This window comes from Pseudomonas sp. Irchel 3E20 (genome assembly GCF_900187645.1).
In the GTDB taxonomy this organism is placed as follows: domain Bacteria; phylum Pseudomonadota; class Gammaproteobacteria; order Pseudomonadales; family Pseudomonadaceae; genus Aquipseudomonas.
Genome location: NZ_FYEE01000007.1, coordinates 106860 through 120733, shown reverse-complemented (window position 1 = coordinate 120733; position 13874 = coordinate 106860). Strand labels below are relative to the sequence as shown.

Below are 13874 nucleotides of genomic sequence, written 5' to 3'. Positions count from 1 at the left end.
TGCCGACCCAACTCAATCGAAGGTAATCCCCTGCGCCAGCGGCAGTTCCAGGGAGTAGTTCACCGTGTTGGTCTGGCGGCGCATGTAGCCGCGCCAGGCGTCGGAGCCCGATTCGCGGCCGCCGCCGGTTTCCTTCTCGCCGCCAAAGGCGCCGCCGATTTCCGCGCCGCTGGGGCCGATGTTGACGTTGGCGATGCCGCAGTCGCTGCCCACCGCCGACATGAACTGCTCGGCCTCGCGCACATCGGTGGTGAAAATGCACGACGACAGGCCCTGGGGCACGGCGTTGTTCAGGCGCAGCGCCTCGGCAAACTCGCTGTAGCCGACCACATAGAGGATCGGCGCGAAGGTCTCGCTGCACACCACGTCGCTTTGCTCGGGCATCTCGACGATGGCTGGCGACACGTAATAGGCATCGGGGAACTGCGCCTGCAACTGGCGCTCGCCGCCGGTCACCCGGCCGCCTTCGCTCAAGGCCTGTTCGAGGGCGTCCTGCATGGTGTCGAAACTGTGCTTGTCGATCAGCGGCCCCACCAGGTTGCCCTCCAGCGGGTGGCCGATGCGCACCTTGGCGTAGGCGGCCTTGAGGCGGCTGACGATCTCGGCCTTCACCGACTCGTGGGCGATCAAGCGGCGCAATGTGGTACAGCGCTGCCCGGCGGTGCCCACGGCGCTGAACAAGATGGCGCGCACGGCCATGTCGAGGTCGGCGCTGGGGGCCAGGATCATGGCGTTGTTGCCGCCCAGTTCAAGGATGCTGCGGGCAAAACGCGCGGCGACTTTCGGCGCCACTTCGCGGCCCATGCGGGTGCTGCCGGTGGCGCTAATCAGGGCCACGCGCGGGTCGTCCACCAGGGCTTGGCCGGCATCGCGGCCACCGATAATCACTTGGCTCAGGTACGGCGGCGCATCGCTGAAGTTCTTCAACACCCGCTCGAACAGCGCCTGGCAGGCCAGGGCGGTAAGCGGGGTTTTTTCCGAGGGTTTCCAGATCACCGGGTTGCCGCACACCAGCGCCAGCGTGGCATTCCAGGCCCAGACCGCGACCGGGAAGTTAAAGGCGCTGATAACCCCGATCACCCCCAGCGGGTGCCAGGTTTCACGCATGTGGTGGCCGGGGCGTTCGGAGGCGATGGTCAAACCGTACAACTGGCGCGACAGGCCCACGGCGAAGTCGCAGATGTCGATCATTTCCTGCACTTCCCCCAGGCCTTCCTGGGTGATCTTGCCCGCCTCCCACGACACCAACTCGCCGAGGTCGGCCTTGTACTCACGCAGGATGTCGCCCAGTTGGCGCACCAATTCGCCGCGCCGGGGCGCCGGCACGTTGCGCCACAACTCGAAAGCATGCTCGGCGCGACTGACCTGCTGCTCGACCTGCGCGGCGCCCTGCCAGTCCACGGCACCGATGGCGCTGCCGTCGATGGGCGAATGCACCACCTGTTTGCCGTGCCGGTACAGGGCCGGGTCCACACCTAGACGATCAAGCAATGCGGCAACCATGGGGTATTCCTCGAGCAAAAAGACAATGGGTTCGCGCCCTTACGCAACGGCGCCTCAGGCCTGTAGTTGTAGCTGGCCCGAGAGTTGCCAACAAACGACCTTTAGGCGAGATATCATTCCGTTTATTCATGCTGCGGTTGGCTCGCGGCAGATAACAAGAACAAGGACCCGGCCATGCTCAACAAACGCTACCTGCCCTCGATCACCGCGTTGCAGTGCTTCGAGGCCGTGACCCGCCACCTGAGCTTCACCCGCGCTGCCGAAGAGCTGAACCTGACCCAGAGCGCCGTCAGCAAACAGGTGGCGCAACTCGAAGAGCTGTTGCAGCACCTGCTGTTTCTGCGGGTGCGGCGGCGCCTGCAAATGACCCCGGCAGGCGACCTGTACCTGGTGGAAGTGCGCAAGATCCTCGCCCAGGTCGAGATGTCGACCCATTACCTGCGCTCCTACGGCGGCGAAACCGAGGTGCTGCGGGTGTCCACACCCTCGACCTTCGGCGCCCGCTGGCTGGTGCCGCGCCTCAAGGGCTGGCGCCTGCGCCACCCGCATATCCACCTGGACCTGTGCAACGAGCAGGAGGCCGACGATCTGCTGCAAGGGCGCAGCGACCTGGCGTTCTACTTTGGCCAGGGCTCGCGGCCCGGCAGCGAATGCCTGAAGCTGTTCGGCGAAGAACTGGTGCCGGTGTGCGCCCCAGGCAGCCTGCCGGCCGTGCCCTACACCGACCCCACCCAACTGAGCGAACTGGTGCTGCTGCAAAACGCCTCGCGGCCCCAGGCCTGGCACGACTGGTTCGACAGCCAGGGTCATCACACCGAGCACAGCTACCACGGCCCGCGTTTCGAGACGTTCTATATGTGCATCCGCGCCGCCCAGGTCGGGTGCGGCGTGGCCCTGCTGCCACGGTTCCTGGTGGAAGAAGAGCTGGCCGAAGGCAAACTGGTCATCGCCTGGCCCCACGCCATGCCCAGCCGCGACGCCTACTACCTGGCCTACCCGGAACACGCCGCGCAAGTGCCCAAGGTGCGCGAGTTCGTGCAATGGATGCACGAACAACTCCCGGTGCTGCCGCTGTTGTAGCAAGCCCGCGTGCTACAACGACCAAATAACGCTGGCAAAGGCCCCTGGCTCTGTGCGCCACTAAGCGTTTTTAGCCACCGCGCTGTGTAGGGAGAACCACGTTATGGGTGAGAGTGTCTTTGCCGATCGCATCGTGCAGAACCTGCTCGACACCGACTTCTACAAACTGACCATGATGCAGGCGGTGCTGCACAACTACCCCAATGTCGAGGTGGAGTGGGAGTTCCGCTGCCGCAACAGCGAGGACCTGCGCCCGTACCTGGCCGAGATCCGCGTGCAGATCGAACGCCTGGCCGAGCTAAGCCTGAGTGCCGATCAACTGTCGTTTCTGGAGCACATCCGCTTCCTCAAGCCGGATTTCCTGCGCTTTCTGGGCCTGTTCCGCTTCAACCTGCGCTACGTGCACACTGGCATCGAGAACGGCGAGTTGTTCATCCGCCTGCGCGGCCCGTGGCTGCATGTGATTCTGTTCGAGGTGCCGTTGCTGGCGATGGTCAGCGAGGTGCGCAACCGCCATCGCTACCCCGGCATCGAGCTGGAGCAGGTGCGCGAGCAGCTCTACCGCAAGTTCGACTGGCTCACCGCCAACGCCTCCAGCGAAGAGCTGGCGCAATTGCAGGTGGCGGATTTCGGCACGCGCCGGCGCTTTTCGTACCGCGTGCAAGAGGAAGTGGTGAACGTGCTCAAGCACGACTTCCCCGGGCGTTTTGTCGGCACCAGCAACGTGCACCTGTCCCGCGAACTGGACATGAAGCCCTTGGGTACCATGGCCCACGAATGGATCATGGCCCACCAGCAACTGGGCCCACGGCTGATCGACAGCCAGATCGCCGCCCTCGATTGTTGGGTGCGCGAGTACCGCGGCCTGCTGGGTATCGCCCTGACCGACTGCATCACCACCGATGCCTTCCTGGGGGATTTCGACCTGTTCTTCGCCAAGCTCTTCGACGGTTTGCGCCACGACTCCGGCGACCCGGTGCGCTGGGGCGAAAAGGCCATCGCCCACTACCACACGCTGGGCATCGACCCACTGAGCAAAACCCTAGTGTTCTCCGACAGCCTGACGCTGCCCAAGGCCCTGGAGATTTTTCGCGCGTTGCACGGGCGGATCAACGTCAGCTTCGGCATCGGCACCCACCTGACCTGTGACATCCCGGGTGTCGAACCGATGAGCATCGTGCTTAAAATGACCGCCTGTAATGGCCAGCCCGTCGCCAAGATCTCCGATGAAGCGGGCAAGACCCATTGCACCGACCCCAACTTCGTCGCTTACTTGCGCCACGTGTTCAAAGTACCTGCCCAATAAGCACCCCTTCGCAAGGAGTCCATCATGCAAGCCGTACAGCGCGACATTGCTGAACAGCTCAACGTCCAGCCGCCGTTTGCCGACCACGCCGCCCTGGAGGCGGAGATCGCGCGGCGCATCGCCTTTATCCAGAGCTGCCTGACCAATGCCGGGCTCAAGACCCTGGTGCTGGGCATCAGCGGCGGTGTCGATTCGCTGACCGCCGGCCTGCTGGCCCAGCGCGCAGTCGAGCAACTGCGCGAGCAGACGGGCGACCTGAACTACCGCTTCATCGCGGTGCGCCTGCCCTACGAAACCCAGTTCGACGAACACGACGCCCAGGCTGCGGTGGACTTCATCGCCCCCGACGAGCGCCACACCGTCAACATCGGCCCGGCGGTCAAGGCCCTGGCCAAAGAAGTGAGCGCCTTCGAGGGTAAGCACGCGGTGTCGGTGGACTTCGTGCTGGGCAACACCAAGGCCCGTATGCGCATGGTCGCCCAATACACCATCGCCGGCGCCGCCCAAGGCCTGGTAATCGGCACCGACCACGCGGCCGAGGCGGTGATGGGCTTCTTCACCAAGTTCGGCGACGGCGCGTGCGACCTCGCGCCCTTGAGCGGCCTGGTGAAAAACCAGGTGCGGGCCATCGCCCGGCAGTTCGGCGCGCCGGAGTCACTGGTAGAAAAAATCCCCACCGCCGACCTTGAAGACCTCTCCCCCGGCAAACCGGACGAAGCCTCCCACGGCGTGACCTACAGCGAAATCGACGCCTTCCTGCATGGCCAACCGGTGCGCGAAGAGGCGTTCAAGATCATCTGCGACACCTACCGCAAGACCCACCACAAACGCGTCATGCCGTTCGCGCCTTGAACTGAGCGGCAACCGCACCTGTGGAGTGGCAGCGAGCTTGCTCCCACTCCACAGGGCTCCATCCGCAAGAACACCGCCCACAAAAAAACGCCCCTCGGGGTAATGCCCGTCAGTTAAGCCCTCCCGCTTGACCTATGGCCGCAAAAAATAAAAATCCGATGCCTGCACTGGCATCGGATTTTTTTTCGTCTCGCTCCGACGAAACCGTCAATCCAATGGGCTTTTAGCATTCATTCCTATGCTGATTCGCCCAAAAGCCTGCCCTTATCCGGTTTAGGCCCCACCCAACCCCACCCAAGAATCAAGAAGCAGCCGTCCTGAAAAAAGGATTTGTCCGACATCGGCTCGGGAGGCCCAGTCCTTACCCTCTGCGCTCGCGTGCGCGCCAACCCCGGCGCTGACGAGCACTGGGCCAGCACAGCGCCCAAGGAGGCTCTGTGAGCCAATGCGACCCCTCGAAAATCTGCTCCATCTGTGACCAAAAAGGCTTGGCGCTCTTGCCGCTGCGCTACGCCGTGGCCCGCCCGACCCCGCTCAGTGCTCCGCCCTTGCAGGCGCCTTTCGGTCAGGGCCTGGAGCAGGTGCCGTTGCCCGGCGACAGCGCCCACTACACCCTGCGCCTCCTGCGCGGCGGTTACCTGTATGTGTTCAATGAAAGGCGCGGCGAGTGGAAGGCCTACGTAGTGACCACCGATGCCTACCTGTTTGAGTACGACATCCACGACAAAACCCCGCCCAACCTCGAAGGCGCTGTGCCTTGTAAACGCATGGCCAAGTCGGCGTCCTCGCGCTGCGTGATGATTCCTGATGCGACTCGCTCCACAAAAATCTGGCTGGGTTTCAGCGACGTAGCCTGGACAGCACGGGTGCTGGAGCGCCACCGGCAGCAGGCTTGCCGGGAACGCCATATGCGCTGCATCGATATCGGGGCGTGGTCCAACAGCCAGGGGCAGCAGGCGCACTTGGCCGGTTTGGCCACGGCCCACGAGTGCGTGGCCGAGTATCAGCTGCCGGCCCCGGGAGACGGGGCGTTGAGCGATTCGCCCCAGGTTTTTCAGAGCGGTCACGACGACCTTGAGCCGTTTTTGGCCAGTGCCCTGGCCTCAAGCCAAGGTGTGCCAGCCGCCATGGTGGCGCTGATGGACCCGGTGGGCATCGCCTTGGAACTCAACGGCTTGATCCACGGCCAGGTCGAGCGTTATGAAAGCAACGAGGAGCGTCACTGGAAAAAGTCCACCTCCAGCGCCATCCAGGGGCTGCGCCACATGCTTGAAGAGGATGCGCTGGCCCGTGCGTTAACCGTGCAGAAACTCGCGCGCCACACCCACCAAATGGACAGCCTCCTGTACTTCCCGCAGGACGAGGACGAGGCTCTGTCCGCCGAGCAAGAGCAACAGGTGCGCGCCGATGCCTGGGCCCGTTACACCGACAACTACCGCGAAACCGAGCGCCTTGCCTTCGAGGAACAGTCCCACGCAGCACTTGAACAGTTCATGCAAGCGACCCTCACGCCGCTGGTCCAAGCCTTTGTCGGCTGGTTCTGGAGCGCTCAGTTGCGCCAGCACCTGGGCAGCAACCACGACAGCGGGGAATGGGACAGTGGCCTGTGTTTTACCGACCAGGTGAGCGCGTGCCTGACCGGGTTGACGGGCCATCAACTGATTATCGACAAACTGCTGGAAGACCTGCGCGGCCGCTACGACGACCCCGACAACCTGACCCTGCGCGCCCTGGTGCTGAACAACGACCAGGTCGCCCGAGCCCTGGAAGACGCCGCGCCCCCCGCGATCGGGGCGGCCAACCCCTACGCCCTGCGCAACGTGCTCAACGCCTTCGGCCTGGTGCTGGATCACTATGACCAAGGCCTCCTCGGCGGCGGCCTGGCCCGCGTTGCCCGGCTCACGCACCAGATATCCGGGGCGGTGGTCAGCAGCCTGGGCAAACCCTTGAAGGCCGGGGCCTCGGGGGCTTACGACCTGAGCGTGCGTTACCGGATGGTCGGCCTGCTCGAAGCCCTGTCGGGTAAACAGATCGTGTCGCTCTCGACCATCGCATCCGACGGGCAAATGGCACACATCATCAGCGAAAAGATCGCCTTATTGCAGCCGGGCATCGACCGTAAAGCCTTGCAGGACAAAATCAGCCAAGAACTCAAACAACTGGACCAACAACCGGGCACCCGCAAAGCCACCGGCCAAAAAAACGCCCGGCAGAAAAAGACCTTCACCTGGAACCTGATGTACGACGCCGACGTGGGCAAAACCTTAAGCCTCGACCACCGCGGCAAAATCAAGGAAGGCAGCACGGTATTACTGACCCAAGACCAACTAAGGAAGGTCATCACCGACCGTCATTTGACCTTGCCAAGATTGGCGAACATGGAGGTGGGGGTCAGCGTCGTGGGCGGAATATTGGATGGATGGAACGGCTACATGGCGATGGAGTTGATGGAGAAAGAGGGCGTGACGGTTAAATCGGGCATCAACTTGACGGCGGCGGCCTTTAGTTTGACGGGGGCCGGGGTGGACATGGCGGACCGGGTGTTGAAGCGGTATCCGGAGGTGGGGAGTCGGTTGGCTAGGCCGTTTGGATCGACGGTGGAGAAAATAGTTAGGTCTTTGGGTGGGCTGGGGGGTATTGCGAAGGGGCTGAGTGTGGTTGGAGGTCTGCTCACGGCTGTGGTGGATGGGATAAGTGCATCTGAAGCAATAGCTAAGAGTGACTATCCTGTTTTTATTTTACGTTTAAGTACCGCCTCTTTAGGTACGGTGGCATCACTCGCATTATTGTTTAACTTTATGACTTTTGGTGTTGGTATTTTTCTTCTTTTAACGATCGCTGGGTTGTCATTGCTAGGAGATTGGATTATCAACTTGCTGCGCGATAATAAAATAGAACAATGGCTAGACAGAACGCCGTTTGGTAATAACGAGTCAATCCCTTTTGCATCTTTTACTGAACAAGATAAGGCGTGGAATGAGTTGTTGGGTCTGAGCGTGGAAGGTGACCTGTGAGTAAATATACGCGAGCCTACGATGGTTGGTTGACCCGCTATAAAATTAATAGGCCGCTGAGTAGGAGTGAGTTTGAAGGCAGGCTTGATGTAAAAGATTCGATCAGCCTGCCGCCAATAGATAGCGGGCTAATTAAGATTAATAGTGTATTTGTTGAGTGTATTGAGCGTTGGTTTTTTCAACGTGGATGGGCCGCTTTGGGGGGCGTGCCAGCGGCTGCGATTTGGGTGTATTTTTTGATTTTGTTTGGCTCGAAAATATATACCCCTCCCCAAGGTGAAAGTATTGCTTCGCTAGCTCATATAATTGCAGGCTGGTATGCCACTATGTTATGTCTTCTGTTAGTAGTTGCGATATTTTTTTTTGCTCTAGCAAAAGACTTTTTCTGTTATACCCATTACCCCATTCGCTTCAATCGAATAAATCGCAAGGTCTACCTCTTTCGGCACAATAAAAAGAACGGTGTCATGACCCTGGATTGGGATAAGGTCCATTGGTGTGTCGGGCGGGGTCGTGATGTGGGGCATTATATTTATGAGCTGCGCGGTCATGTGCTGGATGACGACGGTATCGTGCGTTATACCTTCGCCGTCGGCCAGTATTGTGAAAGCCATGCAGGAATCCTGCAGCACTGGGAAGCGCTTCGCTTGTATATGGAAGAATCACCAGCGGCCTTGCCTTATCCACCCCTTGCCTTATCGATCTCGACTCGGCCGACCTTTCGCAATTGTATGTTGCTGGTTATTAGTTGGTTTGACGGCTATCAGTCTATAAAGATGTTCTTATTCAGCATGCTGTATGGTTTTTTTCGTTGGCTTGCCTTAAGCACTTGTCGCGAACCTCGCTGGCCGAGTGAAGTTGAAGCCGAGTGCCAAATCCCGATCAATGATCCCTATCAACGAACAGCCCCCATGAATGTAGGCGAGTACCCCGATTTCGATGAAGAGGATAAGCGTCAACAAAACGAATATGTAGCATTCGCCAGAGCTGCTGCCGCTGCCTATGAAGAACACGGCTCACAATCAAGAGCGCCCGAAGCCTGAGTGCGACACCTGGTCATTAGTGATCCCGAAGCCGAACGTGTTGTCTGCGAGGAACCGTTTCAGGCAACGCTTTAGCGCTGCTTGCTCATCAGCAGAATGCGGGCTAATGCCGATCAGTTGAGCCCTCTCGCTTGAACTTTGGCTGCTGCAAATTAGACGAGAGGAATGCGTTTAGCCCTGGCCATCAGGCTTGATACCCCCGGAGTATCCGATCAGAAATAAAAATGCCAGTCAGCTTAACTGACTGGCATTAGCCCCTGAGGGCGTTTTTTTTGCAGCCGGGGCCTGAATCACTTCAGGACAATGGCGCCTTTCATCATCGAGTTGTGGCCTGGGAACGAGCAGAAGAACGAGTAACCGCCCGCATCGGTCAGTTTCGACACGTCGATGGTCAGCGAGTCTGTCTCGCCAGCACCGATGATCTTGGTGTGCGCGATCACACGAGCATCGCCTTCCTTCAGGTAGTTCTTGTCCAGGCCGGCGCTCATGCCGTCGGTGGCAACGCCTGCCATGTCAGCAGTCTTGGTCACGACCAGGTTGTGGCCCATGACGTTTTTCGGCAAGGCACCGGAGTGGGTCAGTTCCACGGTGAAGGTCTTGCAGCTCTTGTCGATGGTGATTTCCTTGGTGTTGAAGGACATCTGGTCGGTGGAATCGACAGTGACCTTGCACTCTGCAGCCAACAATTGGCCGCTGGCCAGTGTCAGCAGGGAAACCGCAACGAGTTTTGCAAACATGGTGAATCTCCAAGGCAGGGTTAACGAAAACGCTTATCACCCCAGATTGCCTTAAATAGCAAAAAGTTCCTATGACCTGTATCAACGAGCGGTCTACAACTTTCGGGCTATGGCAGCGATACACACAATCAAACGGCCATTAGTACTGCAGGCGCCCACAATCGGGCCTTTCCTTCCTCTCTGGAGCGCTTGTGATGCCCCTCAATAGCCTGTTATGCAGTTTGCTCGCCGCCTACGCCTGTGGCGCCAGCGGCACCTGTGAAACGCCGTCACGCCACGGCTAAGGCGCTCACGCCCCGAACGTCAGGCACTTCGCTCACGCCGGTTGGGGGTGCAGCACAGGGCCCGCTCGGCGACCACGGCAAAACCCTGGGGCTGCGGCAAGGGAACGGTTTCTACAAGAAACTCATCGTTTTTTTCGATCACGTCGTCGGCGAAGGCTTCGTGCGCGAGCAGCACCGTGCCATGCTGCAGGACGGCGAATCGCCGGCCACCCTGCTCGATGCGCTGGATGCCTGGCAACCGGTGGCACTGCCAAAGTGGGCCGGACAAAAACCCGGCTAACCCTTGTGCCTCGTTTACGGGCAGAATACGCGCCGCTCAACCTCACCTTCGACCCCAGAGGATCGCCCATGGCAAAACCTAATTACTCCTTCGCCAAACGTCAGCGAGACCTGGCCAAAGAGCAGAAGAAAGAGGAAAAGCTACAACGCAAGAAAGCCGCCGCCGATGAAGAGGCCGCCGCCCTGAACCCGGATGCCGAGGGTGAAGTGGATGCCCCCGACGCCGACACAGAAGAAACCCCGCTCCCGTAGGTAGGAAGCGGGTTCGCCCGCCCCGGGGTGCGTAGCAGCCCAAAAACCGACAACAACGATGTAACTGCGTAACTTGAACGAGTGCTTTAGGGGCGCCTCGCCTCCCGCGCGGGCTAGCCCACTTGCTACTTACGGCACTGGCATCACGGTCACCCGCACCTCCGGGTCGTGGTTGCCGCCCCCCAGAATGACCCCACGCAACGGCGACACATCGGAAAAATCCCGGCCCCAGGCCAGGGTGATGTGTTCCAGCGCCGGTTGCACGTTGTTGGTCGGGTCGAAATCCACCCAGCCCAGTTGCGGGCAATACACCGACACCCACGCATGGGACGCATCGGCGCCGATCAGCCGTGGCTGGCCGGGCGGTGGCTGGGTCAGCAGGTAACCGCTGACGTAGCGCGCCGCCAGTCCCCGCGAACGCAGGCACGCCAGCATCAGGTGGGCGAAGTCCTGGCACACCCCGCGCCGCCGCTCCAACACCTCCACCAGGGGCGTCGCCACCTGGGTCGCTTCGGCGTCGAAGGTGAACTCGCAAAAAATCTTTTCCATCAATGCCCGCCCCCCCAGCAACAGCGGGCGCCCCGGCGCGAAGCAACTGGCCGAGAACTCGACGAAGCTGCGCTTGAGGTGCACATAAGGCGACTCGAACCGGTAGCGGCAGGCCTGCAACGCCGGCGCGGCGAGGGGGCGCCCGCTGTAGGCGAGGCCGTCGCGAACCTGCTCCCAGGGCGGCGATTGGTTGAAGTCCAGCGCCGCCCGCGCCAGCACCTCGACGCTGAGCCGCGCACTGACCTGCAACTCATCGTGGGGCCGCTCGAACGCCAGGCGCGTCAAGGGGTTGCCGAACACGTCCAGCTCATCGCGGCGCGTCGAGGGTGGCGGGCTCACCTGCAATTGCTGCTCGGTGCAGCGCTGCCACGGGCATTCACGGGGCCACAGGTGAGCCAGTTGCTGGGCCAACGACACCGGGCTGTCGTAGCGGTAGTGGGTGTCGTGGAGGATCTGGTAGTGGGCGCTCATCACACGGACACCGTTTGCTGGCTGACATCATCGACGTGGGCAAAGTGGCGCAAGGCCAGGCGATCGGACACCTGGCCGCTGGCGTCGGCGATGCTCTGCAGCAGTTCGGCCAAGCCGTCCAGGGCCGCGCGCACGCTGGTTTCACCGAACAGCGGGTTTTCCAGGCAACCCAGGTCAAAACGCGCCAGCCGTTCGATCAACCCCGGCAGGACGCTGTCGCGGGGCGCGCCGAAGTCGTCGTTCAGGCGTTTGAGGGTACGCGCCACCAATTTGAGCTGGAATAGCAGCGCGTGGGGGTTCTGTTCGTCCAGCAACAACAGGTCGAGTACCGGGATCAACTGCGCCACCGCCAGGTAGCGCGAGCGGTAGGTGATGCTGCTGTTGCCCAATTCCAGCAACCATTCCAGCGCCGCTTGGTCTTGCGCCCCGGCGCCGCGCAGGAACGCCGCCAGGCTGTTGCCCAGAAACTGCAAACGCTCCAGGCGCCGGCCGATCATCAGAAACCGCCAGCCTTCGTCGCGGGTCATGTCGTCCAAGGCAAAACCGGACAGCGCCGCCAGAGACATCACCAAACGGTTGAGAAAATCCATCAGTTCGCCGAAGTCCGGCTCGTCGGTTTCCAGCTCCAGGGCTTCGCGCTGTAACTCCACCAGCGCTTGCCAGTTCTCCCGCGAGAGCTTGCCGCGCACCTGCGAGGCCGCCCACTGCAAGCGTTGCAGGTTGGCGCGCAGGCTACAGGCCCAGTCGTCCCCTAGCATCGCTGCCAGCAAGCGCTCAGGCAGTTCGCCCTCGTCGGGCAGCAGCAACAGGCGTTCGCCCAGGTCGACTGCCGCTTGCAGGGCCTGGGGGTCGTCGCCGTCCACGTAGCGGGTGAGCATGATGCGCAGCAGCCGCGCACTGTCGTCGCAGCGCTCGCAGTAGCGGCCGAACCAGAACAGGTTTTCCACCACCCGCGAGGGCAGGTAGGGGTCGCGCCGCACCAGATCGTGCACGCCCAGGGTGCGCTGGGTTTTCCATTGCTCGCCGGCGGGTGCGCGGTCTCCAAGCACCCAGGTGTCCTTGCTGGCGCCGCCGCGCTGCATCGACACCACTTGGGCGTGGGCCTGCGCCGCCACCCGGGTCAGGCCACCGGGCAGCACCCGATAACCCTCGGCGCTGGCCACGGCATAGGCGCGCATGCCGATGGCACGCGGTTGCAACTGGCCGCCATCGGCCTGCCACACCGGCGCCTGGGACAGCTGCGCCACTTCCTGGGCAACGTAGGCGTAGGGCCGCGCTCGCATGCGTTCGATCAAGGCTTCGCGTTCGGCCGTGCTGAGGTCGCGGCCCACCACCGGGGCGAAGCTCTGGGACGGGAACGCCGGTTTTATCAGCAGGTCTGGCAGTTTCTCCAGGGCCTGGGCCAGCACTGGCGCCTCGCCGCACCACCAAGTGGCGATGGACGGCAAGATCAGTTCTTCGCCGAAGAGAAATTCGCTGATCTTCGGTAAAAAACCCAATAACCCCGGAGATTCCAACACGCCGCTGCCCAAGGCATTGGCCACCAGCACCCGGCCCTGGCGCACCGCGTCGAGCAACCCCGGCACGCCCAGGGCCGAGTCGGTGCGCAGCTCCAGCGGGTCGCAGAAGTCGTCGTCCAGGCGCCGCATGATCGCGTGGACCCGGCGCAGGCCATTGAGGGTCTTGAGGTACACCGTGGCGTCGCGCACCGTCAGGTCGCCGCCCTCCACCAACGGGTAGCCGAGTTGGCGCGCCAGGTACAGGTGCTCGAAGTAACTCTCATTGAAGCGCCCGGGCGTCAGCAGCACCACCAACGGCGGCTCGTCCTCGGCGCCGGGAGCCTGGCGCGCCAGGGTTTCTTGCAAGGTGCGGAAGAACCCGGCCAGGTGCTGCACCTGCAAGTCGCGGTACAACTCGGGGAAGGCGCGGGAGACGATGGTGCGGTTCTCCAGGGCATAACCGGCGCCGGACGGGGCCTGGGTACGGTCGGCGGTGACCCACCAGCGGCCGTCCGGGGTGCGCGCCAGGTCCACGGCATACAGGTGCAGGAACGTGCCATCGGGGGGCGCGATGCCCTGGCAAGGCCAGAGGAAGTTGTTGTGGCCGAACACCAGTTCAGCCGGCAGCAGCCCTTGGGCTATCAGCCGTTGCGGGCCGTAGAGGTCGGCCAGCACCGCGTTGAGCAGGCGCGCACGCTGGGCGATGCCGGCACTCAGTTGCGGCCACTCTTCGGCGGCGATCACGTGGGGCAGCAGGTCCAGCTCCCAGGGCCGGTCGGCGCCCTTGGGGTCGGCGTAGACGTTGTAGGTCACGCCGTTTTCGTGGATCTGCCGCGCCAGCAAGGCCTGGCGTTGGGCCAGTTGCGCCGGGGTGCTGCGCTGCAACTGGTCGAACAGGCGCCGCCAATGGGCCCGCACCGCGCCGCTTGCGTCGAGCAGTTCGTGGTAGGTGCCGGGCGACAACGGGTAGCGGTCTAGCAGGTCTGGCATGGCAGGCTCGGGCAA

The 13874-nt window shown here is 62.0% G+C and carries 10 protein-coding genes and 1 pseudogene; 7 read left to right on the top strand and 4 right to left on the bottom strand.

Going from position 1 to position 13874, the window contains the following annotated elements; genetic code table 11:
- Positions 1–12: 12 nt before the first annotated feature.
- Positions 13–1503: an aldehyde dehydrogenase family protein gene (locus tag CKW13_RS14855; RefSeq protein ID WP_095109379.1), complete on the bottom strand. Its 1491-nt coding sequence runs from the start codon at positions 1501–1503 to the stop codon at positions 13–15.
- A 174-nt stretch (positions 1504–1677) separates the two neighbouring features.
- Here CKW13_RS14855 and CKW13_RS14850 point away from each other — a divergent pair, with 174 nt between their 5' ends.
- The 5 genes from CKW13_RS14850 to CKW13_RS24230 all read left to right on the top strand — a co-directional run bounded on the left by CKW13_RS14850 (position 1678) and on the right by CKW13_RS24230 (position 8798).
- Positions 1678–2583 (top strand): LysR family transcriptional regulator, encoded by a 906-nt coding sequence (locus CKW13_RS14850; RefSeq protein WP_095109378.1) that lies wholly within the window; start codon positions 1678–1680, stop codon positions 2581–2583.
- A 103-nt stretch (positions 2584–2686) separates the two neighbouring features.
- Positions 2687–3889 (top strand): nicotinate phosphoribosyltransferase, encoded by a 1203-nt coding sequence (pncB, locus tag CKW13_RS14845; RefSeq protein ID WP_095109377.1) that lies wholly within the window; start codon positions 2687–2689, stop codon positions 3887–3889.
- Positions 3890–3913: 24 nt separating this feature from the next.
- Positions 3914–4741: an ammonia-dependent NAD(+) synthetase gene (gene nadE / locus CKW13_RS14840; RefSeq protein WP_095109376.1), complete on the top strand. Its 828-nt coding sequence runs from the start codon at positions 3914–3916 to the stop codon at positions 4739–4741.
- 437 nt (positions 4742–5178) lie between these two features.
- Positions 5179–7755, top strand: coding sequence for a T6SS effector BTH_I2691 family protein (locus tag CKW13_RS14835; RefSeq protein WP_095109375.1), 2577 nt, complete (start codon positions 5179–5181; stop codon positions 7753–7755).
- Positions 7752–8798, top strand: coding sequence for a DUF6708 domain-containing protein (locus CKW13_RS24230; RefSeq protein WP_141233979.1), 1047 nt, complete (start codon positions 7752–7754; stop codon positions 8796–8798). Before CKW13_RS14835 ends, CKW13_RS24230 begins: the two co-directional genes overlap by 4 nt.
- 290 nt (positions 8799–9088) lie before the next feature.
- On the opposite strand, the gene azu is transcribed toward CKW13_RS24230, so the two are convergent.
- A complete protein-coding gene (gene azu / locus CKW13_RS14820) occupies positions 9089–9535 on the bottom strand; it encodes an azurin (RefSeq protein WP_095109372.1) in 447 nt (148 codons plus the stop codon).
- A 342-nt stretch (positions 9536–9877) separates the two neighbouring features.
- Between azu and CKW13_RS14815 the strand changes: the two are divergent.
- Together CKW13_RS14815 and CKW13_RS14810 are read left to right on the top strand one after the other, a co-directional pair.
- Positions 9878–10099, top strand: a pseudogene (locus tag CKW13_RS14815) (TIGR00730 family Rossman fold protein); the annotation flags it as partial.
- A gap of 68 nt (positions 10100–10167) precedes the next feature.
- Complete coding sequence (locus tag CKW13_RS14810; protein WP_095109371.1) at positions 10168–10350, top strand: hypothetical protein; 183 nt, start codon at positions 10168–10170, stop codon at positions 10348–10350.
- Between the two features lie 129 nt (positions 10351–10479).
- Here the strand turns inward: CKW13_RS14810 and CKW13_RS14805 are convergent, their stop codons facing one another.
- Both CKW13_RS14805 and CKW13_RS14800 read right to left on the bottom strand, forming a co-directional pair.
- Positions 10480–11370, bottom strand: coding sequence for a transglutaminase family protein (locus CKW13_RS14805; protein WP_095109370.1), 891 nt, complete (start codon positions 11368–11370; stop codon positions 10480–10482).
- Positions 11370–13859, bottom strand: a complete 2490-nt coding sequence (locus CKW13_RS14800; protein ID WP_095109369.1) for a circularly permuted type 2 ATP-grasp protein — start codon at positions 13857–13859, stop codon at positions 11370–11372. The genes CKW13_RS14805 and CKW13_RS14800 overlap by 1 nt, the downstream gene beginning before the upstream one ends.
- Between the last annotated feature and the right edge of the window lie 15 nt (positions 13860–13874).